We start from the raw sequence: 23,805 nt of genomic DNA on the forward strand, positions 1-23,805 counted from the left end.
CATAATCTAGAGTTTTATTGATTTTTATTTTTTATCGTGTTGAAATGGATGATTTCCTTTTGTTTTCATATTCGTTTTCTTGAGAAATCAGTGTAAAGGGCTTATAGGCTTCGCCCGAAAACTGAACGCCCAAATGCCCGGCAAACTCAAGCATGTTCAATCGAATGCCATGTACCATGACCGCCATTAGGGCCAAGGCGATGTTGAGTCCGTGGCCCAAAAGCAGGGCTATTGCCGCCATAAGCAGATTGATGATGCCCATGCCCGTTGTTCCTTCGGGCAATATCATATTGTTAAAGCTGGCCGCCACGGCAGCGGTGGCCATTCCCACCGCAAAAAGCCGTACATAAGAGACGATGTCTGAAAATCCGCTGATAAGGCTCAGGGGCAAATTGGCCAGAGAAATCCCCATGCTTTTGAAAAAGTTCTTGCTTTCAACTGAAAAGAGGGCCACCAATGCCGTTCCGCCGACAAACAACCATGGCCCCCATTCGGGCATGGGCTTGCCGAGCACCAGTTGTTCGGTTATCAAAAAGAGCCCCCAGACCAATACGATCCAGCCCACTTCGCTCAACGCCTTTATGGAATTGATGAACTGGGCGACCCGTATGCCATGGGCAATGGTCAGATGAATGGCCCCGATCAAAAACGACAGGTGCATCATGAAGGAAATGTTATCTACCCCAAAGCTGGCAATTTCTGGAATGATCAAATTTTTGAGTAAAGGGAGGGCCGCTATCTGCTCTGACCCAAAATAGGTGCCGCTCAACACTCCCCAAATAATGGTAGCCCCGCTCAAGACATAGATCAAAACCTGCATCTGACCTGTCATTTTTTTACGAAGCAGGAAAGTGATCAACAGAAAGACCAACCCATAGCCCGCATCACCTACCAACATGGTGAAGAACAGGGCAAAGGCCACCAAAAAGTAGATGGAGACATCGACCTCTTTATACCCCGGCACGATATCGATGAATTTCATCACGGGATTGATGATACCGATCCATTTCGGATTCTTGATATAGACGGGTACTTCCTCTGGTTTTTCAGGTTCCGCTATATGGTAGCCCCAATGGTTCTTCTTCGCAGCGGCAACAAAATCGTCTACGGTATTGCGGGGAATGTACCCTTTGAGGTATTTGAGCCGACCTTCGATGTCGCCCATGCCTTCTAGGGCCTGCTGCGTGCCCAATCGATTTTTTAGCAACAACTGATACGCTTCAAGCCATTTTATATTTTCGGTCTGATCCTCTAAGAAATGTTCCACCTCGGCCAGTTGCCGTTCTTTTCTTTCAATTTGCTGTTTGATATCTTCAAAGGGCAACTTGGGCAGGGGCCCTTCTTTGTGGTGCAGTTTCTCAGATCCGTTTCGGGCGATCAATACGGTCGGAACCTTGCCATCGCGTTCAGGAAGTTTCACCAAGGTATGTTTGCCCTCTAAGGAAGACGCCACAGATTTGTCGAGTAAGTACAACTTGAGGTGAAGCCCTTTCTCTTCTAAATAAGAGATGTCTTTTCTATTGGTCTTTTCGCCCCATATGCCGTACCAATGCAATTGTTGGTTAAGGTCATCTAATCTTTCTTGGCCTTTGCGCCTGATTTCCTCTGTTTGCAATATGCGGTCAACCAGTTGTTTGGGGTCTTTGGCAGCATATTTTGTACGGTCATGGCCCTTATTTTTCTTTTTTGAATAGTCTCTGAGCACCGAAAGGGCCCTTTCTGTTTGATGGACGGCTTGCAAACGTCTTTCAACGGTACCATTGCCGGGCCGATCGATTTCCTTGATATCGACCACGCCAAGTCTGCCCAGTTTCATGATGGTATCATCGACGGCACGTGCGGTGGTAAACAGCAATATTTCCTTCATCCTCACGATCATGCCAGGGCCTTTTTCTCTTCTTTTTTCTTTTTCACCAGTTTGGCGCATCCTATGGCCAAGCGTTCCACATCGCCCAGATAGATCTCAATCTTTCTGATATTTTCCTTGGTCTCGGGAATGAACACCTCCTTAAGGGCATTTTTCATTCTTCGTGCCTCGGCCAGTTCTTCCCAAAGCAGTTGCAGGTTGCGTTCTTCGATTTCTATCAGGGTATGGTTCGTCTTTTGCTCGCGTATCACTTCAATGGCCGCATCTACCCAAAGGGGCGTGCTGAAAAGGTCTACTTCAAGGTCTTCAAAGACAATGTCTTGAAAGACTTCAATGGTTACCCCTGCGATTTCCTTTTTTTCGGTGATGGTACGGTCTACTTTTACCATTTCAGATAAGTCAATGGTCTTCTCGGCCATAACGCCCACCCATTTCTTTGTTTCGGCATTGGTCGTTGCAATGGCTTGCTTCAATCGAACGATATTGTTTTCTATGGTCTGCACCACTTCTTTCAGCTGTTGCTCTTTCATCTCAAAGACAGGCAGGGCCGTATTGAATTCTTTTAGCTCTATCTTTAGGGCAGCCAGGGTATTTTTGTTCATCAAGATCTTATCGGCCATCTTCGGTCTTTTTTGTGCTGTCTAAAAAATTGTCAAAGCCCTGTTTTGGGTCAAAACCCCACCACCGTAGCAATAGCAACAACTTCAGTTTATAGATGGATAGGGCGCCAAGATCGGCATAGTGTCCTATGGACAATTCCTCCAGCTTATCCCATTGCCATTTCAAGAGCTGTATTTCTTCTTCTAACGGTGTGCCGGGCACCAGTGGCAAGGCTTGTTTTTTTACTGTTGATGTGCTTGTGCCGTCTTTTCTGGAGAGGCGAAGCTGTTGGATGTCTTTTTTGAGGGCATACACATAACTGGAAAAAGCGGCCAAGACCTTGTTCTTGCTCTTTTTAAAGGCATCTGAATAGATAGTGCTCAAATTGATCTGTTGAAACATTCGATAGGTGCCCGGGGATAAATACTTGCAGGCTTCCTCTTCTAAAATGGCAATGATGTCTTTTTCCGATTCGGAAGGATTGGTATACTTTTTCAAGATGGAAAATACCTTTGAACGTTCCTCGACCGTATCTTGAAAAGACAGGTAGGGCAAACTGCTCATCAGGTATTCCAAATTTCCCGCGATCATGTGTTCGATTCGTTTTTAAGGATCTGCACCCATTTCGGACTAAGATGTGCGTTCAACAATTCGGCCACTTCTTCGGGTGAAATTTGGTAACTCCATCCTTGATCGGTCTTGGTGACGGTAAACCCATTGAGCAGATGGGCATCTTTGGTAACGGAGTCTAGATTATCTGAATCTTGTAATCGCTTCTGGATTTTTTTGGCCAGTTGCGCTTCCATAGTTTCAGGAAGTTGTAAAGCGATGCCACTGCCCACATTTTCTATGACCTTTAAAACGGCTTTTTCCATAAGTTCGGGGGTGAAGTTCGTCTCCACTTCCCTTTCCAATGCGGCTTTGAGCAGTTTTAACAACTCATTGCGTACCGAGACGGTGAGGTCTCTGGCAGCCTGTTTCAGGGCAGCCTCCCCTTTGTTAAGGGTGGCTTCGGCCTCTTTCTCGGCATGGTGTAGAAGCTCTTTACTTTTGCTCTCTGCCCCATCAACAATTTTTTGGGCCTTTGCTTGTGCCTTTTCGACTATCTGCTTTGCTTCATTGTCGGCCGCGTCTATGGCTTCCGTTTTTAAGGTGGCGATCAATTTATCCAAGGTCTTCTCACTCATGGGTCTTCTCTTTTAAAATTTTGAACTTCCCTTTTTCCGGCCAATAGGCCTCGATCAGTTTTGAGGAAAGCCCTACCTCTTCCTTTTTGAAATGTTGGGCGAGGATGTCCCAGCACAGATCTAGGGCATCTTCCAATTCCAAATAGCGGAAAGGATCCATCAATTCACGTTGAAAGGTCTTTCGGTACTCCAGCAACCGTAGGGAGTAGTCATCTTTTACCGAACCGAATTTCTGTGCCTTTACCCGTTCCTCTGCCTCCGATAACAATCGGGCCATGGCGTTCATGATACTTCTATGGTCGGGGCGTGTACGGTCGTTCACTTGTTGCTTCAGTCGGCTGAGGGAACCGAACAGTTCCAGATAGCCGTCTTTCATGAAAAACTGTCCCTCGGTGATATATCCGGTATTGTCGGGCACTGGGTGGGTAACATCATCCATGGTGGTCACCCCGAGAATGGTGAGGCTTCCTGCGCCCTCGATGTCGGCAGCCTTCTCATATCGGCTGGCCAATTGTGAATACAGGTCACCAGGGTAGCCCTGATTGGCGGGAATCTGGTCTTGAGCGTTGGCCACTTGCCGCAGATAGTCTGACCACTGGGTCATGTCTGACAACAGCACGAATACATTTTTTCCCTGCAGCGCAAATTGCTCTGCCACGGCCAGGGCGAGATCGGGCACCATCAAGCCTTCCACAATCGAATCTCTATGGGTATGGATGAACATGATGGTCTTGTTCTTGCTACCGGCCTCTTCGATACGTTGCCTGAAGTAGTGAAACTCATCGTATTTGAGACCCACCCCACCGATGATGATGACATCTGCATCGGTTTGGGTAGCGATGTTCGCCAGCAAGCGGTTATAAGGTTCGCCCGCCTTCGCAAAAATGGGTATCTTCTGGGAACGCACCAAGGTATTGAATACATCGATCATGGGCACCCCGGTACGGATCATGTCTTTCGGAATGAGTCGTTTGACCGGATTAATGGAGGGCCCTGCCACACGAACCCTATCGGAAAGCAGTTCGGGACCTCCGTCGATGGGCTGCCCATTTCCTGAGTAGACCCTCCCCAGCATATCATAAGAAAACCCAACCTGAACGGGTTTTCCGAGAAAACGGATCTTACAGTCGGTAGAGACCCCAAAGCCTCCCCCGAACAATTGCAGGGTCACTTGGTCACCATCTAGGGCAATGACCTGTGCGAACGCCTTCTCTCCATTGGGGTAGATAACCTCTGCCAATTCTTTGTTGTGCACCCCTTTGGCCTTTATGCTTAGAATCGCTCGACCGATGCTGTCTATGTTCTCATACGTTTTCTGCAACATGACCTCTTTTTTTTACCAGGTTCAAGAGTTTTGTTTTTTGCTTTTCGAATCCCTCCTCGTCGGGCCTCATATAATTCCAATCAAGAAAGGCCTGTCGAACGAAGTTGAAGTGCGATCGTATTTCTTCCTTTCCCTTGAGGCCCACATCGGCATCGATGATTTCCCTTACCATGTTGAACATCAAACGCATTCGGTCGGGATCGGTCACCCCATCCACTTCATGAAAGCTGTTTTGTTGCAGAAATACCGCATCGAGCAATTCGGCTTTTTGGTAGCGGATATACGATTCGTCGGTGATGCCTTTTTCACCCATCAAGATGATGTTTGAGGCTATCGTCTTTCCATCACGGAGCAGTTCCAACAAATAAGACACTTCTTCTTGCTCTAACAGTGAAGGGTATTTTGAATTACTGTCAATTCGGTCTATGGCCGGGTATTTACGGGCATCTGACAATGCCCTTGACAACCCCCAAAAGGCCCCTGTACTGAGCAAAGTGGCCTGGGTCACGGGCTCGTCGAAGTTTCCACCTGCGGGGGAAACCGTGCCGATGATGCTGAGCGAACCCATTTGGCCATCACCCAAGATTTCTACCCCTGCGCGATCATAAAAAGCCGAGATAAGGGTAGAGATGTACATGGGGAAGGCCTCGGGACCGGGAATTTCCTCTTTTCTGCCCGAAGTTTCCCTAAGTGCCTGTGCCCAACGTGAGGTGGAGTCGGCCAAAATCAATACGTTCAATCCCTGTTTACGGTAGTATTCCCCAACCGTGGTGGCCATATAGACAGATGCTTCACGGGCGGCCACGGGCATAGAGGAGGTATTGCCCACAATATAGGTACGGTCCATCAATGATTTGCCTGTGCGGGGGTCGATCAGTTCAGGGAAATCCTTGAAGACTTCAACGGCTTCCCCGGCGCGTTCGCCACAGGCCGCGATGATGACCACATCTGCTTGTGAATGCCGGGCCAGACTGTGCTGCAAAACGGTCTTCCCTGCCCCAAAAGGGCCTGGGTTGCAGGCCGTGCCGCCATAGGCGATGGGAAATAGCGCATCCAAAATCCGAATTCCAGTGGGCATGGGCTTTACGGGTACCGAACGTTCTTTAAAGGGCATGGAGGTCTTTACCGGCCATTCAAAGGCCATCTTGAGTTCAATACGCTGCCCAGAGCTATCCTTTATAACGGCAATGGGCTCATCAACGGTGTATTCCCCTTCTGCAACGATATGCTCGACCGTGTGGCTCGTCTGAAGGGAAAAGGGAACAAAAATCTTGTGCTCGAACAGTTTTTCGGGAACGGAACCCAATACGGAACCTCCCGTAACGGTGGCCCCCTTGTCTACTCGGGGGGTAAAATGCCATTTTTTGGTGTTGTCAAGTGGGTCTACCTCAAGACCCCTTTCCAAAAACCATTCGATTTTTCCCAACTCGTACAATGGATTTTGGAGGCCGTCGGTCACGGACCCCAATATGCCCGGTCCCAATTTTACGGCCAGGGGAAGCCCCGTAAACTGTACAGGGTCACCTACCTTCATCCAACTGGTATCTTCAAAGACCTGCAAGTATACATTATTGCCATCTTTCACATCAATCACCTCGGCTTTGAGCCGTTTACCGTCTTCAATAATGATGTACGCCACTTCTCCATTCATAACGGCCCCTTCAGTGGTTTGGGCCCCAACGAGCGACTCGTTGACGCTCATTACTTTTCCTTTTGCTTTTTGCATGTTGTATGGATGTTTGTCAGCTACCGCGAAGTTTGCGCACCTCTTCTTCTATTTTTTGATACCAGATTTTATCCATGATATCCGTGGCATTCATCTTGTACATTTTAGCCTTTTCTGGCTGGTTCAATTTTGTGTACGCCTTGGCCAGTCCTTTATAGGCGGGCACATGCATATCATTGATGGTAAGACAGGCTTTTAAATGGCCTATGGCTTCTTCGTAAAAGCCATCTTCTATCAGTTTCATCGCAGTCTTATGAAGTTGTTCAATGTCTCTGATATGTGTCTCTAATTGTAGGGTGATTACATCCTCAGATTTTAAGGTGAGGAACGAACACGGAACTTCCCGTATCACCTTTTCGGTAACGCTTCCCATGAGCATTCGGTTCAATCCCGTTCTTCCAGCAGTGCCCATAATGAGCAGGTCGATCATCTTTCTAGAAACGGTGCTGAGTATTTTTTCAGACGGATTGCCCCTGGGGGTTTCCTTGGTCCAGGTGATATCCGATAAGTTGAACTCTTTTAAAAAAGCTTCAAAGTTTTCTTTGTGATGTTTGCATTTGCTATCATTTTCGGTTTCCATATCATCTTCTGACGGAAACCAAGACGATTTTGAGACTTCACATACGCTGAGAATGGTCAGTTCTGATTTGAACCTTCGGGCCATCGTAATCGCATTCTTGAGGGCCCGTTTGGAGGCCTCGGAAAAATCGACCGGACATAGTATGTGGTGCACATTTAGCAGCACCCCCTCTTTAATGACAAAAACGGGCTTTTCGCTTTTTTGAATGATGCGTTCGGCAGTGGTGCCCAGCCGAAAAGTATCTCCTTTTTGGGTCTCACCCGATCCAAGTAGAATAAGATTGGCATTTGTATCTATAGCTGCCCGGGTAATGGCTTCATATGGGCTGCCCACCATCAACAAAGGCTTCATCACCGTCAAACCTTCACTCTTGATGAGGTTTGCCGTTTCTTCCAATTTGGCCAATGCCGTTTCATTGAGAAACGACCTTACTTTTTCGTTCATGATATCATCTGGAAGCACGTGGATGGGAGTGATGGACGATTGAAATATCTTCGCCAACTCTATGGCACTCGATACTACATTATGGGATGATTTGCTAAAATCATGTGCTAATAAAATCTTATCTAACAACTTCATAAAACTCTTTTTTGCTCTTAAAGTACAGCTATACTATAGGGTTAAGTATTTTGTTGCCTAAAGGTCTTGAAATTTGCCCGACAACATCAATAAAAATATTAAGCAATTCTTTAGAGAAACTTAAGCGTTGGCATGGTCTTGGCCATATAAATCATAATTCATTGAAAATGAGCTATAGGTAGTAAAAAAAAAGAGTATTCGCCAATCATCAGAACAATGGGCTGTACTGATCTGGGATGATTTTTTTGTTGATTTTTATCGACTTGGCACCCATCTAAAGTTTTGCTAAAGAATCTGTTGTTACATTTCATCATGTAAATGCCATGAGACCGTAAAGGCCATTACTTGAAAAAGTAATTCGGTACTGAATACCCAACTGAAAATGCTGGTCCTTGATTATTGATCGTTCACCTTAATGATTTGAAAATGAAAAAGATTCTTGTTCCCGTAGATTTTTCCGATGCTTCGTCAAATGCCTTATCGTATGCTATTCAGCTTTTCGAGACACCTGCTTTAGAAATTACCGTACTGCATATTTACGGAGCAAGATCCACGGCGCTTCTCATGAAAAATATTGATGGGGTATTGGAGAAAGATGCCAAGCGTAGAATGGATGAACTTCTCGGCAGCGTTCAAAAAGAATATCCTGATATAACCTTCAGGCCAAAAATCATTAAAAGCTATGCCGTTTCTGCTATTTCGGCACTGGGCGATACCGGTAATTACGACTTTATTGTGATGGGTACCAAAGGAGCTAGTGGACTCAAAGAGGTATTTATGGGCAGCGTTGCCGGAGGAGTGGTATCCAAGACATCTGCTCCCGTAATAGTGGTTCCGGATGGTCATGCGTTTCGTCCGCTAGAGCGAATCGTATTGGCTGTAAGCGATAATCCATTCTCAGATGCCAAGGTAGTCGACCCTTTGCGCCAGATTGCCACCAAGCATGAGAGCAAGATCAAGGTGCTGCATATTGCCGATAAGAAAACACCTCAAATTGAGAAGGCCCTAAGTGCTATCGAAGATTTGAACCCTTCCGTTGACTACGCTTTTGGCACGGGCGATACCAACAAAGACCTGAACGATTACCTGATGAAAGATTTTTCTGGATTGGTTTGCCTTATTCGCAGTAAAAAAGGATTTTTGGATAGGCTATTGAATGAAAGTGTAACTTTAAAACAAACTTTTAACAGCCCCGTGCCTTTGCTAATACTCCATGACTAGTAATTAAATGTTTTTTAGAAAGTCCATCATTGCGCTTACCGGTCTGTTTTTATGCCTTTTTCTGATTGTGCACCTTTCTGCGAACAGTATCTTGTTGTTACCGGAAGAAACGGCCAGGGGGTTGTACAATTCATATTCCACCACGCTTCGGGAAAGCCCAATAATCAAGATAGTGGCCTATGTACTGTACCTCTCCATTGTTCTACACGTGGTATATGCGCTCTTGATCACCTTGAACAACCGAAAGGCCAAGTCTAAACGCTACACCCTAAACCAGTATAAGGACAACAGTAGTTGGACCTCCCAAAACATGGGACTTTTGGGCATAATGGTATTGTTGTTCATCGTAGTGCACCTCGCCAATTTCTGGGCCCGCATCAAATTGGGCATGGGAGAGGGAGTGGGTTTTGACAGCAATGGCCATGTAGATGTCTATGAGGTCACCTATAGCCTTTTTCAGAATATTTATTACGTGCTCTTTTATACCCTATTGATGATCCCTTTGGGATTACATCTTTACCACGGTTTGAAAAGTGCCTTCATGACCTTGGGCTTTTACCATAAAAAAGGGCTTCGAATCATCGCTAAGCTCTCGCTGCTATACGCTGTTGTTATGGCTGTAGGTTTTGGTGTTATTCCATTTATAGTATTTTTTAAATAATCGGAAAATGTTGGACGCAAAAATTCCTGAAGGACCCTTGGAAAACAAATGGCGCAACTACCAGATGAGGGCCCAGTTGATCAATCCGGCCAACAAGAAAAAATTGAACGTCATTGTGGTAGGTTCTGGATTGGCAGGTGCAGGAGCTGCCGCCACGCTTGCTGAACTGGGGTATGACGTGAAATGTTTTTGCTATCAAGATTCTGCCCGAAGGGCACATTCTGTGGCGGCCCAAGGCGGGATCAACGCAGCAAAGAATTATCAGCATGATGGCGATAGTGTGTGGAGGATGTTTTATGATACCTTAAAAGGAGGTGATTTTCGTTCACGTGAGGCCAATGTCTATCGTTTGGCCGAGCTCTCTGCCCCGCTGATTGACCATTACGTGCAGCAGGGCGTACCCTTTGCCCGTGAATATGGGGGGGTGCTCGTAAATCGAAGTTTTGGGGGCGTACAGGTACAGCGTACATTTTATGCCCGTGGGCAAACGGGACAACAACTTTTGTTGGCCGCCTACTCGCAGTTGTACAAAATGAAACGGGCCAAAAAAGTAGAAATGTTCCCGCGACACGAAATGTTGGATGTAGTGGTGATTGACGGAAAGGCCAAGGGAATCATTGCGCGTGATTTGGTGACGGGGCAGCTAAAGCGTTTTGCAGCCGATGCCGTGGTATTGGCAACGGGAGGCTATTCTCGGGTGTTCAGACTTTCGACCTTGGCCATTGGCTGCAACGGAAGCGCCATTTGGAAAGCCCATAGGCGAGGGGCTTATTTTGCCGCACCCAGTTTTACACAGATACACCCCACTGCATTGCCCCAGACCAGTGAGGCGCAGTCTAAACTGACCTTGATGTCAGAATCGTTGCGCAACGACGGGCGTATTTGGGTCCCCAAAAAGAAGGCGGATGACCGAAAGGCCAATGCGATCCCTGAAGAAGAGCGCGACTATTACCTTGAGCGGCGTTATCCCAGTTTTGGAAACCTTGCCCCACGAGATATTGCCTCGAGGGCTGCCAAAGAGCGTATCGATGCAGGCTTTGGTGTGGGACGGCTCAAAAATGCAGTGCACCTAGATTTTAAACATGCCATTGAACGCTTCGGCATGGAGACCATTAAAGACCGCTATGGCAACCTTTTCAAGATGTACAAAAAGATTACAGGGGTAGATGCCTATCAAGAACCCATGCAGATTTCTCCTGCGGCACATTTCTCCATGGGCGGACTATGGGTAGATTATGAACTGATGACCACCATTCCCGGTTTATATGCCGTTGGGGAATGTAACTTTTCGGATCACGGGGCCAACCGCTTAGGGGCGAATTCGTTGTTACAAGCAAGCATTGATGGATATTTTGTGCTGCCGAATACTATCAACAATTACTTGGCAAGTGCCTTGAAAGAAGACCATACCACTACCGAACATCCTGAATTTGCGAAAGTGGAAGAGGAAGTCGCAGCGCAAATCAACAAGATACTTTCGATCAAGGGAGACAAGACCGTAGACCATTTTCATCGTGAACTGGGCAAAGTGATGTGGCAAGAATGTGCCATGAGCAGAAATATGGATGGGCTTGAGAAAGCCATTGCCCAGATCCAGGAAACCAAGAACGCCTTTTGGAACGAAGTGAATGTTACCGGTACAGATCAAGAGATGAACACAGAACTGGAAAAAGCTTTGCGTTTGGCCGATTTTTTTGAGCTTGCCCTATTGATGTGTACCGATGCCCTGCAACGCGAAGAATCTTGTGGCGCCCATTTTAGGGAAGAATACCAAACCAGTGAGGGAGAGGCCCTTCGTAATGATGATGCCTTTTCTTATGTATCGGCCTGGGAATATGACCACGGGCGTTTTAAGCTTCATAAAGAAGCGTTGACGTTTGAAAATGTGCAGCCCACCGTTCGAAGCTATAAATAGCCATTGAAAACCATCAAAAATCAGTCAATAAAGAAAAACAATGATATGAAGGTCACTTTCAAAATATGGAGACAAGACAATGCAGCAAGTAAAGGTGATTTTGTGTCATACGAAGTAGATGGGCTTACAGAAGATATGTCTTTCTTGGAGGCGTTGGATTATCTCAACGAGCTTTTGGTGGCCCGTAATGAAAAGGTCATCGCCTATGAGTACGATTGCAGGGAAGGTATCTGCGGACAATGTGGAGTGTTCATCAATGGAAGGGCACACGGGCCACATGATCATATGACCACATGCCAATTGCACATGCGCAGTTTTACCGATGGGCAGACCATTGTGGTCGAACCATGGCGAGCCACCGCTTTTCCTGTCATAAAAGATTTAGTGGTAGACCGCTCTGCCCTCGATAATATCATTGAACAAGGGGCCTATATTTCGGCAAAGACCGGAACCGCCCCTGAGGCCAACGCCATACTGGTCGGAAAGGAAGTGGCCGACAAGGCCATGGACGCTGCTGCCTGTATTGGCTGTGGGGCCTGTGTGGCGACCTGCAAGAATTCATCGGCGGCACTTTTCACCGCTGCCAAGGTCAATCATTTGAACAGCTTGCCACAGGGCAAACAAGAAGCCTCAAAACGGGTTTTGGAAATGACCCGGCAAATGGAGCTCGAAGGGTTTGGCAGTTGCACGTTCACAGGTGCCTGTGAGGTAGAATGCCCCGAAGGAATCTCCATTCTCAACATCGCCGAAATGAATGCCCGAAGGGCCAAGGCCAAATGGTTCGATTGAACAAAACCATATTTTGGGGTAGATCAAAGATTGCCATGTTTGGTTTCCAAACCCCCCAAGGTTATGCTTATGAACCACTTTAAAATAAGTTATTGTAAATGCAAGGTAAGTAGCTAAAATAGGACAAGGGAGATGGCCCAATATTTCTCACGGATGATAGTGTATGGTACTCGCTGACGTAGGCGATATCATAGCCGGGTGAAAATCAACATTAAGATTTGTCTCCCCATCAAAACAGGAAGATTCGGTATAAAAAATTGTACAAAAACCCTTTGATTTTAATAGTCACACTTTCAAAAAAGCAAGAGAATTACTATATTCAGCTGTAAAAAAATAGCACATGCTCAGAGACGAAATTGTCAAAAGAATAGATGGTTTTGGAGGCATAGAAAAGCTCACCGCATCGCTTATGGAGTATAAGAGAACCACGCCCAGGGTCGAGAGGGTGGTCTACAACCGCCTTGCCTCTTATTTCAACCACGTATATTCTTTTGATGTCAATGTAGAGGCCAAGGCCATCAAACACAAAAAGCTGACCGTATGGGCCGTAAATTATTTGGGCTCAAAGCTAAGGGAAAAAGACGCTGAGATCATTCGCCTCTGCCGTAGCATGCTACAGTTGAAATTGGATCATGTCAAAGGGGTGGAAACGTTGCATTAAACGACCCCTTTCCCGTTGTCGTTTTCTTCTATTTTCTTGCGTACCGCCTCTATGCGTTCGGGGGCGAGTTCGAAAACCTCTTCTTCATAGATTTCCATTTGCCGCACCAAACTGTTGAATTTGCTCAAGTATTTTTTTTCCCATGCCATGAGGAACAATTTTTCCAATGGATGTTGTGATACACCATCGGCTGCATCAATATGGTTCAAAAATTCGTCCAGGGCGGTTTCATCCGGGAGTCCCAAAAACCGTATGACCTTGTCTTTAAACGACAAATCATTATTCGATGAAGCATTGCCCTTGGGAAGCTTTTGTAACGGTAGCTTGTCATTGAAAATTGAATTGATGTCATATCCCTTTTCCATTAAAAACAAAATATACTTATTTGGAATAAATTTTTTTTGTCCTAACTCCAATTTTGATACATTGTTCTGGGAAAGTCCTAGGGCTTTTGCCATATCAGTTTGTGTAAACCCCAGTTCTTGTCTGGCTTTCTTTATTTTTTTAAATGCACCCATAAATATCTCAAAATAGTATACTGCGCTTGTATTATATGCAATTTTACTATATTTTTAATACTAATATAAGTAATATAGTTTATTACATCAATCTTTATAATATTGCCGAAAAAGAAAAAGATTGCACTAACCATCTAAATATCAACACTATGAAAATCATAGGAATGAATTTGAAATTAGATTGAAATAAATAAAGGGGTTATTAGTGCAAAAACCATTGCGGGCCATGCAATGGAAATGGACTCATCTTATTTAGCATCACGTTCAAATTTTATTTGTAGCAGTCCCTTCACAGTATTTCGATGGATCTGGAAGGGAACAAGGAAAGGCAAATCTGGCATTGCCATTGAATACCATGATTCAAAAGCGTAATGAAGGCAAATCTTAATGATGCAAAAGCGAAAGTCTGACAGTGGGCCCGATGACCGGAAAGAAGTGCATCAAGTAGTGGGCTTGGACTCTTTTCACAAAAGTTTGGACAAAATTTTTTTTTCGAACACCACGATAACTTGCAAAAACGATACTGACCGAGTTTTTAATCTGGTCATTGAACTGCACTGTAATTTCAATCTGATCAATGCCCTTTTTCACCCGAACATGGGCAATTGGGGCGGACTACATACAGGAAATCGAGTAAAACAACCACCATTTGAAAGGGCGTTTATGCAATTGCACCAATTGAACCATGGGGCAGTCGACATTGCCGAAATATACATTAATATGCTCGATACTTCATTGATTATAAGCAAAATACATGCACAAAGTATTTCCCATCAGCTAGGGGCCATTTTGCGGTCATTGAGTCAAAATTTTGTACACTTCACCAAGGGGTTGCTCGAAATGCCCTTAGAAATATTCATCCCGGTCTTTGAGAAGAAAGGGAACAACGGTTCGCCAGACAAACAAAACGATAAGCAAATTAAAGCGATCGGGGGGTATTTTGATTTTTGGGGACTGTATTTTCTTTCCAAAAAAAATCAAGACCCCATTATCTATGATTTGAAAAACGGAAGATTTATAGATGGAGACCTTTTGTTAATCGGCTTGGAGACATAAGGGAATGACGATATGACCTCTAGATGGGCAAATTTAAAGTACTACCGATCCATATATCTTTCTTTGATGATATTGAAATGCCGCAGTTCATGACCTGCGATATGGTAGGCGAGGCCCCTAACCGAGCGCTCGTTGACTATGCTGCCATCATGCTCAATACCACAGCCCTTTCTTGTAAAGCTTTCCTCAGGTAGGTTTTTGAACAAAGAAATGGTCGCCTTTCGCACGGTTTCGTATTCATCAAAAATGCTCTCCAACGACCTTGCGTTCGCATTCGAGCTTTTGGCATAAACATCTTGGTCAAACCCATGGAGCGGGGTATCATCATTTCTGGCATAGCGCAGGGCCCTGTAAGAAAAGATGCGCTCATCGTCGATAAGGTGTACCAGAATTTCCTTGATCGTCCATTTGTTATCGGCATATCGGTAATACAGCTTTTCTTCGGGAAGCGCATGGACATACTCCCTTATTTTTAGAAAATTGGCCCATAAATGCTCCAGCACTTTTCCATCATCTTCCAGTAAATCCATATAGATTTTAGAGTACTCGGGATATTCCCCTAGAAGTGGTTTTTGTATCGTTCTCATAGTTACTCTTTGTCAAAGTTTTTGGCCCATGAATTTCTGGCCCACATGCCCAAGGGTTCTATCAGTTCGTACAGTTCTTTGCCCAAGGGTGTTAGCGCATATCCCTCCAGGGTCCTTTCAATCAAAAAAGACTCTTTTAACTCTTTTAACCTAGTGTTCAAAGTGGTGGGCGATATAGATTCACAATATTCCTGTAACTTTCTGAACGTGCTGGGTCCGTGGTTCAAATGCCAGATAATACCCATGGCCCAACTACGCCCCAATAGGTCTAAGAGAGCCATAACGGGCTGACCAGATTTTGATCCTCTTACAGGGTTGCCAGGTAAAGGTAATGCCATCTTACTACTTTTTTTGTAGCAAATATATAAAATGTGTAGCTTTGCTACAAAATATGTAGTAACCTTTTTTTGATTTTTATGCTAGTCAATTTTTAAAATGATGATTATGAGAGTTAAGGATTTTATTATTTCGTTGGCGGTCGCATTATTCACGGCCGGTATGCTGCACTCACAAACAGTGAGCCCGCCAGTAAAGAAACTCAGAGAATTGTATGCCACGAACAAAGATTTTCAGAAAGTAGTGGATGATATGTTTGAAAACCTTCAAGATTTGCCCGATGGTACACTCAACCCTTGGAGAAACAAGAACGTAGAAGACCTCTACGGTTTTTTGAACGAATGGCACTTTTTTTTGCCAAACACCGAAAACGGATTGGATAAGATAATCGAGTTCTCAATGCTCTATTACCACAATCCCCATGGTATGAAATTTATTTTAGAGGAACCCGGATACAGCTGGGGACTCCATTTTATCGAAGAGAGGGGAAAATTTATGGACAGCCCAGAATCGGCCAAGGGCATTGCAGTTTGGTTGAACGATTCATCCATAAAACATAGCGATTTTGTAATGCCATTTGAAGGTTACAAATCGTTTAATGACTTTTTTACCAGAGAATTGAAACCTGGGGCGCGAACAATAGATGCCATTGAAGATAATGCCGTGCTGGTTTCCCCTGCCGATGGGGTTATCAACATGATCAACAATGATTTGAAACTTGACACCCAGATTCCTACAAAGGGCAAAATGACGCTAAGTCTCAACGCTTTATTGAGCAATTCAAAGTATGCCGAGCAATTTGTGGGCGGAACGGCCTTGGCCGTATTTTTGAGACCCCATAACTATCACCATTACCATTCACCTGTTTCAGGAACGGTGGTTGAGTCTGACGAAAAGGCAGGGGACAGGCTTTTCGGTATGCCAGACATATTGGATATCATAAACAACGGCAACATTGCTTATAATAAGGATTATAGCGTATTTCAAAATTTCAGGCATGGTTATTTGGTCATCGACACAAAAGACTTTGGTTATGTGGGCATGATACCCATCGGCTTGCAGACAATAGGCTCTGTTGTTTTTGAGGAGCGCTTTAAAAAAGTAAGGGACGTTAAGCCCGAAAAGATTTACAAAGGCGATAAGATCGGTTATTTTGCCTATGGGGGCTCTACTGTACTGCTCATTTTTCAAAAAGGGGTTCTTAGCGCCGTTGATGTGAGGCAGGGGCAGCAAATTGGAATGCTGAAACCAGCTTCTGGCACGAAATAAGTTTGTTTTTGGGTTATCGGATTTTGGTTCTAGCCTAACGGGGGGCGGAAATATTGAATACTTTAATTGATCAATACGCCCCCAAGTTGCAATAGGGTCACTTCGGCTAGCTTCAAGTCGTATTTTGCCCTTGCATGGTTGTTTCTGGCATTGAAGAGGTTTATCTGTGCCTGCCTGAACTCTATCGAAGTGATTTGCCCAAGGCCATATTGCCTTTGGGTTCTTGAAAAATTCAGCCTATTGGTTTCAAGGTTCTTATTTTCTGCTTGTAGTGCATATTGCGCAATGTTGTAGGTTTCATAGGCGTTCAGCACATCGGTCAAGAGCTGGTCTTTCACCTTGATCAATTCTATCTCGCGATTTTGTTTGGTGATTTTCGAGGTCTTTACCCGGGTGACCGAACTACCGTCAAAAATGTTCCACGAGAGGTTTAGGCCCAGGTTGATCCCGTATGACTCATTGGCCAAAGCAAAAGATGTGGGTGGGTTTTGGCTTTCGTTCCAACGATACGAACCGCTGCCGTTTATTTTGGGCAAAAATTGTGCTTTGCTAATTTTGATGTCCAATTCACTGAGCAACACGTTCTGTTTTGCCAAAACGGCCTGAATATTCTTTTCTTCTGCAGATTCTAAAATTCTTTGCTCCTCCAAGACGGGCACAAAGACCACGGTCGTGTCGATTTCAAAGCTTGTGGTAATGCCCCTACCAAGCAATAGGTTTAGCGAACGTTTTAAATTCTTTAGGTCGCGAACCGCTTCGGTATAAGAAATACTGTCGTTGTTGAGATCCACTTTGGCATTGAGTTCGTCTAAAGTGGTGCCTTGGCCATACTTCAACTGTTTTTGTGCCCGCACCAAGCGGTCTTTTGAGTTTTCAATGTTCAACTTCAGGTTCTCCACCACTTGTTTTTGAAAGGCCACATTGAAATAGTTTTCATAAATCGAGATAATGGTGTTCTCAATCTTTTGCCGTTCTTGCAGTTGTGCCAGCGTAAGCGCTTCCTCATTTCTATCTTGGGTGAACTTGCGTACCAACCCATCAAAAATCAGGTATTCAGTGGTAATCGAGGCGTTGTACGATTCGGTTACCGCACCATCTATCGATGTAGAATTACCATCTGAAAAGGTTACGCTCTGGTTTTCATCTGAATAGCTCACACCACCACTTGCACTTAAGCTGGGAAGGTAACCACTGTTAAACGTACTGGCCTCGATATCGGCAATCTCTGTATTGTTCTTGGCGATGCGCAGGTCGTGGTTGTTTGCCACGGCTATGGCCATGGCTTCATCAACGGTCAACATTTTCTGTGCCGCTGCCGTGGTCACCACCAACAAACTTACTATCGTGAAACTATATCTCAACATTGTCGATCTTTAATTCTTTGATGGCACGTTCTACCTCTTCGCGTGTTGGTTTTTTTCCTGTGATCAATTGTTTCACCTTTACTTTGATGCTATTTGATGCGGAAAGAAAGATGGGCAGTAAAAAAAGGGTCAATAAGGTCGCCACGGCAATTCCGTAAGAAATGGAAATGGCCATGGGAATCAGAAACTGTGCCTGTAGGCTTCTTTCCAGCATCAGTGGCGCAAGCCCGGCAATAGTGGTGATCGAGGTAAGGAAAATGGCCCTAAACCTCGCCCTTCCGGTTTCATAAAGGGCCTCGTTAAATTTCAATCCCTCCTTAAGAAAACTGTTGAATCGCCCAGTAAAGACCAGGCCATCATTGACCACGATACCGATCAATCCGATGATACCGAGATAAGACAGGATACTCATCGGAAAGCCATGCAGCCAGTGCCCCCATGCCACCCCAATGATACAAAAGGGCACTATGGCCAAAAGAATAAAGGGCTGGCTGTATGACCTGAAGGCAAATACAATGGTCACATAGATCAAAAAAATGGCGGCGGGCAAGATACCTGCAGCTGAAGCTGATATTTTGTTCACTTCCCTGTTTTGTCCCTCGGCACTTATGACTACCCCTGGATATTTTTCGCCGACCATTCTAGCCACACGGGTAGTAAGGTCTGCCATGATCGCTGTTGCACTTGCTTTCTGATTGGCCAAATCTGCCTCAATGGTGATTTCACGAATTCCATCCAAATGGTTGATGGCCACTTCACCCCGTTCGATTTGATAGGTAGCGATTTCTGAAAGGGGAATCCGGCCGTTTTGGGTAGAAATCTGTATCGTGTTGATGTTATTGATGCTCGAACGGTCTTTTTCATCATACCGTACCCAAATCTTCACCTCGTCTTGACCACGTTGTATGCGTTGTACCTCATTGCCGAAAAAGGCATTGCGTACTTGGGCCATCACATCGTTCAGGGTCAGGCCCAGCAAGGTGGCATTTTCTTTGAGCTGCAGTCGTATTTCCTTGATGCCCTTAGGGCTGGAATCAACGATATCCTTGACATCCTGATTTTTTTGGAGTTCGCTGTAAACAAGTTCCTTGGCTTGATCCAAATACTGAAAATTCTTGCCTTGTAGTGAGATGGAAATAGGCATTCCACCGACATTCCCACCTGAATTATAGCTCAGTTTTTCCACTCCGCGAAGTGTGCCCGCCGCCTCACGGATCTTATTGGCAATATCAGGAGAGCTCAATGTACGGGTCTCACTGGGGGAGAGATTTACCGTAATCAAGGAAGCAGCGCTTCCGGGCCCAATTTGTTTTACCGTTGACAGGATATGGTCACCGCCCAATTCGTTTTCGCCCAGTTGCCCATTTACTTCCCAAACCTTGTTTTCAACATAGGTGGCCAGCGAATCGGTCATCTGTTCATTGGTGCCTTGTGGTGTATTCAGGGTGATGCGTATCTGGTTGCTGGCAGTGCTTGGAAAAAAGGTAAGTTTGATGATTTTACCGGCAAAGGCGCCCATGGTGACAATGAACATGAAGAGAATGATACAGAACGATATGAACTTATTCTTTAAGGTAAAGCGAAGGGCAGGGGAATATATCTTATCTCTCATATAGTTCATGAACTGGTCGCCCCATTCGTTGAACCTGTAGGTTTTTCCCCTACCGCTCAAATCTTTTGAATGTGCCAAATGTGCGGGCAGTATCAACAGTGCCTCTATTAGTGAAACGGCAAGTGTCAATGCCACGACCATGGCAATATCACCGAAAAAGGCCCCTATCTGACCATCGAGAAAAAAGAAGACCGAAAAGGCCAAAATAGTTGTGGCAATCGCTGAAAGAATGGGCACGATCACATCCATGGTGCCATTGACGGCGGCCTTGATCGCCGAATCGCCCTTTTCGTATCGGGCATAGATGTTTTCGGCAATCACAATGCCGTCATCGACCAAAATACCGATGACCAGAATCATTCCGAAGAGCGATAGCATGTTGAGTGTGACCCCGTATTGTGGCAACAGAATGAACATTCCGAAGAACGAAATGGGCAACCCGAACGCTACCCAAAAGGCTACCCCGGGGCGTAGAAAGAAGGAAAGTAGCAGTAATACCAACAGCATTCCAATAATGGCATTTTCTAGCAGCAGTGAAATACGATCGCTGATGGCCTCTGATGAATCTATGGTGACTACCAGTTCAAGATTATCATGACTTGCGTTGAATTCATCAATGTATTCATGAATTTTCTCAACACTGCCGATAAGGTCTTCGGTATTGGTATTGGTGATGGAAATATTGATGCCTTGCTGCCCATTAAGACTTATTTTGTCAGGGGTTTCGCTAAAGGTGTTGCGTACCTTGGCAATGTCACGCAGGTACACCTTGCCACCATCAACACTCGATTTCACGACGATATTGCCCAAGTTTTCAGCATAATAGGCCTTGTTGTTGGCACGTATCAGGTACTCTTCTTTTTGGGTTTTGATGGAGCCGCCCGTTATCCAGATATTGGCACTGGCGACCGCTCGGGAAACATCTTCAAAGGTGAGGCTATAGCTCCTGAGCATTTCTTCGGTCACGGCAATCTCTATTTCCTCATCGGGAAAGCCTGAGAGCGCTACTTGTGAGACACCATCAATCCTCAATAAATCTTCTTCAATTTCTTGGGCGGTTTCCTTCAAAATGCTCAAGGGAACGTTTTTGCCCGTGACCACGAACGATATGGCTTCCCGTGTCGGTTTTAAGGTTTCGATGACTGGCGGTTCGGCACTTAATGGAAGGGAAGAAATCTTGTCTACCGCATTTTTTACCTCATCCAACACCAGATTGATGTCGAAATCAGTGAGCACTTCCACAATGACCGTACCTACATTTTCCTGGGAAACCGAAGTGATCCTGTCTACCCCTTCAACCCCTTTCAGGTTGCGTTCGATTTTTTCCACCACGCCTTCTTCCACTTCTTCTGGTGAAGCACCGGGGTAAGAAACCGAAACGGTAATCCTACTAGGGTCAGACAGGGGAAAGAAAGAAGAGTTTAGCTGCCGATAGCCCAGATACCCGAAAATCAAAAAACCGATGATAAAGATGTTTACCGCAACGGGATATTTGATGAAGTAACCGATGAACTTTCTCATATACTTTGGGCTAATAGGTAACCTTTAAACCCGGATAGGCGTTGCCGATGGTTTCTATCACTAGAATGGTGCCTGTTTTCAATCCGCTCACTATCACATGGTCGCCCACATAGTTCAAGGGGGCCACTTTTTGTAGTTGTAAAGTGCTGTCGACCACGATATAGACATGATCGTTTTCGACCAATAAACTGCTTTCAATTTGTACTACCCCATCGATTTTCTCTCCATATATTTCTGCTTTGAGGTATTGGCCGTCTTTTAGGTTTGGGTTTCTTACCTTGACAAACACTTCTATCGTCTGGGTCTGTTGGTTGATTTTTGGATTGATACGGCTAATGGCCCCCTTGTACGTGGCATTGCCCTTTAGTGGACCAAGGCGAACCGGTTTGCCAATGGTGAGGTACCGGTTTTCTGTTGCCGGAATGGAAAGTTTCAGTTCGTAGACCGAATTATCAATAAATTCCCCTAGTTTTTGACCATTCCGTACCAAGGTCCCGGGGTCTACATTGGCTTCGGTGACCACCCCATCAAACGGAGCAGTGATGTAATATTTTGAAAGCCGCTCTTGTTGGTTCTTCACATTGAAATAGGTCTGGGTGATGCCACGGCCCGTAACAAAGAATTTTTCGGCATCTGATGAAAATTGGGGCAGTGGCTCCAGTTTTCTGTTGATATCAAAATTCTTGAGGTATCGCTCCCATTTTTTTGCCGCTTCGGGAAATTCGATTTCCATGTCGGCCAACATGGCCGCTATCTGGCTGACGAGACTGCTCTTGCTCGATTGCAGTTGTGCCAAGTATTCGGCATTATCGATTTGTAAAATGGTCTGCCCCTTGCCAAAGCTGTTGCCCTCTTTAAAAAGTGGTCGGCTCTGCAAGAGCACGCCCTGCACCTCACTGTACAATTCTATGTTTTGCACTGCTGAAAGTGTGCCCGTGGCAGAGACAACGTAGGGCATGGACTGTGGTGCTACCAATGTCGTTGAAACCAAGGGCTTTTCTTCTCTCATTTTGGTTGCCACATTCTTTTCGGCACCCCTGCCCATGAATGCCACAACCACCAAAACACCTAATACGAGAATACCGAGACCAATTAAAACAGCGTAGGTTCGCTTCATTGCTATGACCGCATTTTTTTGCGCATTTTTTTGCGCATCATAGGCGCTACATCATCTTCATACTTTTTCATTTGCTCCTTAGAGAGTACTTTTTTGAGTTCCGCTTTTTTATCCTTGGCGATTTGCTTCATATCGTCCATTTTGCTGAACATAGAGCCTTCTTGGTTCATCAATGTCGCCTGTTTTTCGGAATACTCAAGATTGAGTTCAGCTATTTGCTTTTGCTGCTCTTCGCTCAAATCCAATTGTTCGGTCATGGTCTCCGTTTGATAGTCGGCCATTTTTTGAGCATCCATCTTTTGGGCATTGCCCCATTGCATTACAAAGAGCAGAAGTGCTGCCCATACTAGTTTACTGTTCATCATCATCAGATTTTTTGTTTTTATTCAATTGTTTTCTGTTCAGAACCAAGTTCAGGCCTACTCTGAAATAGGCTCCGCTTCCTGGATCTAAGTCATAGATTTCTTCACTTTCATCGTCCAGTACCTTGAGCGTGGCCGCGGGAACAAAGCCACCCCTTACCGTGAGGGCCAAGTTTTTTGCGAATTTTAGACGGTAGGCCAAACTGGCATTGATGCCGTTAAATTGAAGTTTGGTGTTGGTCAGTATTCGATTGCCCTCGACGGCCACCTCGTTTGAGTTATTGCCAAATAGGCCCTCTGGCATCAACGAGGCCGTGAAAAGGTGTCTATCGTTGATGCTGTAATTGATCCCGGTGATGGGCAATCCGAGGGAATAGCTCCAATGTTCGTTCAGTTTCTGTCGCAATGAAACAGCAGGCAAAATAGTGGGCTCTCCCAGCTGAGTACCGTACAATACGCCCAACATCAATACGGTATTGCGGTCAAAATTTCCCCATCTTTTGGTCACGGCACCTATGGAATTGAACACAAAATCTTCAGAGCCCACACCGTTGCCTAGATTCGACATTAGCGAGGTACCACCCATAAGCATCAGCCCCCATGAATTTTTCAGGGGTCTGATAAACGAAAGACCGACTCTGGCCACGTGCATATTTTCGTAGGTGGTCAAGTCAATCACATTGGTTGATTCGTCGAAGACGAAATCATAATATTGGTATCCTATATTAAATCCAATAATACTTTTGCCCACGGGTCGGGCCATATTCAAATCAATACGATAATTGGTAATCTCGGTACCGCCCAGATCGGGCAGAAATCCATATTGGATGGACACGGGTTGTATCTCACCGGGGGTTACCATTATGGGCATTTGGTTAAAGCATTTAAACGACCCAAGCAATACCAGTAGCAATATGTACCTTTTCACACTCTTGGTTTTTTTTCAAAACTAT

Annotated in this window: 22 protein-coding genes; 7 read left to right on the forward strand and 15 right to left on the reverse strand. The window is 45.2% G+C overall.

Features of this window, described 5'->3' with window-relative positions; genetic code table 11:
- Positions 1 to 31: 31 nt before the first annotated feature.
- The 7 genes from L0P89_RS07875 to L0P89_RS07905 are packed head-to-tail and all read right to left on the reverse strand — an operon-like array spanning position 32 to position 7,863.
- Entirely contained in the window at positions 32 to 1,879 is a 1,848-nt protein-coding gene (locus L0P89_RS07875; RefSeq protein ID WP_235267855.1) for a V-type ATP synthase subunit I, read from the reverse strand.
- A complete protein-coding gene (locus L0P89_RS07880; RefSeq protein WP_235267856.1) occupies positions 1,876 to 2,487 on the reverse strand; it encodes a V-type ATP synthase subunit D in 612 nt (203 codons plus the stop codon). Before L0P89_RS07880 ends, L0P89_RS07875 begins: the two co-directional genes overlap by 4 nt.
- Complete coding sequence (locus L0P89_RS07885) at positions 2,477 to 3,058, reverse strand: hypothetical protein (protein ID WP_235267857.1); 582 nt, start codon at positions 3,056 to 3,058, stop codon at positions 2,477 to 2,479. Before L0P89_RS07885 ends, L0P89_RS07880 begins: the two co-directional genes overlap by 11 nt.
- On the reverse strand, positions 3,055 to 3,654 hold the full coding sequence (locus tag L0P89_RS07890; protein ID WP_235267858.1) for a hypothetical protein: 600 nt from the start codon (positions 3,652 to 3,654) through the stop codon (positions 3,055 to 3,057). The genes L0P89_RS07885 and L0P89_RS07890 overlap by 4 nt, the downstream gene beginning before the upstream one ends.
- Positions 3,647 to 4,978: a V-type ATP synthase subunit B gene (locus tag L0P89_RS07895; RefSeq protein ID WP_235267859.1), complete on the reverse strand. Its 1,332-nt coding sequence runs from the start codon at positions 4,976 to 4,978 to the stop codon at positions 3,647 to 3,649. The genes L0P89_RS07890 and L0P89_RS07895 overlap by 8 nt, the downstream gene beginning before the upstream one ends.
- A complete protein-coding gene (locus L0P89_RS07900; protein WP_235267860.1) occupies positions 4,959 to 6,704 on the reverse strand; it encodes a V-type ATP synthase subunit A in 1,746 nt (581 codons plus the stop codon). The genes L0P89_RS07895 and L0P89_RS07900 overlap by 20 nt, the downstream gene beginning before the upstream one ends.
- 16 nt (positions 6,705 to 6,720) lie before the next feature.
- Positions 6,721 to 7,863 (reverse strand): universal stress protein, encoded by a 1,143-nt coding sequence (locus L0P89_RS07905; protein WP_235267861.1) that lies wholly within the window; start codon positions 7,861 to 7,863, stop codon positions 6,721 to 6,723.
- 426 nt (positions 7,864 to 8,289) lie between these two features.
- Between L0P89_RS07905 and L0P89_RS07910 the strand changes: the two genes are divergently transcribed.
- From L0P89_RS07910 to L0P89_RS07930, 5 genes are all read left to right on the forward strand, one after another.
- Positions 8,290 to 9,084 carry a universal stress protein gene (locus L0P89_RS07910; RefSeq protein WP_235267862.1) on the forward strand — a complete coding sequence of 265 codons (795 nt, stop codon included), beginning with the start codon at positions 8,290 to 8,292 and terminating at the stop codon, positions 9,082 to 9,084.
- A gap of 7 nt (positions 9,085 to 9,091) precedes the next feature.
- On the forward strand, positions 9,092 to 9,745 hold the full coding sequence (locus tag L0P89_RS07915; RefSeq protein WP_235267863.1) for a succinate dehydrogenase cytochrome b subunit: 654 nt from the start codon (positions 9,092 to 9,094) through the stop codon (positions 9,743 to 9,745).
- Between the two features lie 7 nt (positions 9,746 to 9,752).
- Positions 9,753 to 11,660: a fumarate reductase/succinate dehydrogenase flavoprotein subunit gene (locus L0P89_RS07920; protein ID WP_235267864.1), complete on the forward strand. Its 1,908-nt coding sequence runs from the start codon at positions 9,753 to 9,755 to the stop codon at positions 11,658 to 11,660.
- A 45-nt stretch (positions 11,661 to 11,705) separates the two neighbouring features.
- The gene (locus tag L0P89_RS07925; RefSeq protein ID WP_235267865.1) at positions 11,706 to 12,449 is read left to right on the forward strand and encodes a succinate dehydrogenase/fumarate reductase iron-sulfur subunit; all 744 of its coding nucleotides are present in this window, start codon (positions 11,706 to 11,708) and stop codon (positions 12,447 to 12,449) included.
- A gap of 340 nt (positions 12,450 to 12,789) precedes the next feature.
- On the forward strand, positions 12,790 to 13,110 hold the full coding sequence (locus L0P89_RS07930) for a hypothetical protein (RefSeq protein WP_235267866.1): 321 nt from the start codon (positions 12,790 to 12,792) through the stop codon (positions 13,108 to 13,110).
- On the opposite strand, the gene L0P89_RS07935 is transcribed toward L0P89_RS07930, so the two are convergent.
- A complete protein-coding gene (locus L0P89_RS07935) occupies positions 13,107 to 13,628 on the reverse strand; it encodes a helix-turn-helix domain-containing protein (protein ID WP_262911467.1) in 522 nt (173 codons plus the stop codon). The two genes, L0P89_RS07930 and L0P89_RS07935, sit on opposite strands and share 4 nt — an antisense overlap.
- A gap of 387 nt (positions 13,629 to 14,015) precedes the next feature.
- On the opposite strand from L0P89_RS07935, the gene L0P89_RS07940 reads away from it, so the two are divergent.
- Positions 14,016 to 14,684: a hypothetical protein gene (locus tag L0P89_RS07940; RefSeq protein ID WP_235267868.1), complete on the forward strand. Its 669-nt coding sequence runs from the start codon at positions 14,016 to 14,018 to the stop codon at positions 14,682 to 14,684.
- A 41-nt stretch (positions 14,685 to 14,725) separates the two neighbouring features.
- On the opposite strand, the gene L0P89_RS07945 is transcribed toward L0P89_RS07940, so the two are convergent.
- Complete coding sequence (locus tag L0P89_RS07945; protein ID WP_235267869.1) at positions 14,726 to 15,271, reverse strand: DinB family protein; 546 nt, start codon at positions 15,269 to 15,271, stop codon at positions 14,726 to 14,728.
- 2 nt (positions 15,272 to 15,273) lie between these two features.
- Positions 15,274 to 15,609 (reverse strand): winged helix-turn-helix transcriptional regulator, encoded by a 336-nt coding sequence (locus tag L0P89_RS07950; protein ID WP_235267870.1) that lies wholly within the window; start codon positions 15,607 to 15,609, stop codon positions 15,274 to 15,276.
- Between the two features lie 106 nt (positions 15,610 to 15,715).
- On the opposite strand from L0P89_RS07950, the gene L0P89_RS07955 reads away from it, so the two are divergent.
- Positions 15,716 to 16,876: a phosphatidylserine decarboxylase gene (locus tag L0P89_RS07955; RefSeq protein ID WP_235267871.1), complete on the forward strand. Its 1,161-nt coding sequence runs from the start codon at positions 15,716 to 15,718 to the stop codon at positions 16,874 to 16,876.
- A gap of 62 nt (positions 16,877 to 16,938) precedes the next feature.
- Here the strand turns inward: L0P89_RS07955 and L0P89_RS07960 are convergent, their stop codons facing one another.
- The 5 genes from L0P89_RS07960 to L0P89_RS07980 are packed head-to-tail and all read right to left on the reverse strand — an operon-like array spanning position 16,939 to position 23,780.
- Positions 16,939 to 18,240 (reverse strand): TolC family protein, encoded by a 1,302-nt coding sequence (locus L0P89_RS07960; protein WP_235267872.1) that lies wholly within the window; start codon positions 18,238 to 18,240, stop codon positions 16,939 to 16,941.
- The gene (locus L0P89_RS07965) at positions 18,227 to 21,373 is read right to left on the reverse strand and encodes an efflux RND transporter permease subunit (protein ID WP_235267873.1); all 3,147 of its coding nucleotides are present in this window, start codon (positions 21,371 to 21,373) and stop codon (positions 18,227 to 18,229) included. Before L0P89_RS07965 ends, L0P89_RS07960 begins: the two co-directional genes overlap by 14 nt.
- A 10-nt stretch (positions 21,374 to 21,383) precedes the next feature.
- On the reverse strand, positions 21,384 to 22,490 hold the full coding sequence (locus L0P89_RS07970) for an efflux RND transporter periplasmic adaptor subunit (protein ID WP_235267874.1): 1,107 nt from the start codon (positions 22,488 to 22,490) through the stop codon (positions 21,384 to 21,386).
- 2 nt (positions 22,491 to 22,492) lie between these two features.
- The gene (locus L0P89_RS07975; RefSeq protein WP_235267875.1) at positions 22,493 to 22,852 is read right to left on the reverse strand and encodes a hypothetical protein; all 360 of its coding nucleotides are present in this window, start codon (positions 22,850 to 22,852) and stop codon (positions 22,493 to 22,495) included.
- Entirely contained in the window at positions 22,842 to 23,780 is a 939-nt protein-coding gene (locus L0P89_RS07980) for a DUF6268 family outer membrane beta-barrel protein (protein WP_235267876.1), read from the reverse strand. The genes L0P89_RS07975 and L0P89_RS07980 overlap by 11 nt, the downstream gene beginning before the upstream one ends.
- Between the last annotated feature and the right edge of the window lie 25 nt (positions 23,781 to 23,805).

It is taken from the genome of Muricauda sp. SCSIO 65647 (assembly GCF_021534965.1).
Lineage (GTDB): Bacteria > Bacteroidota > Bacteroidia > Flavobacteriales > Flavobacteriaceae > Flagellimonas_A.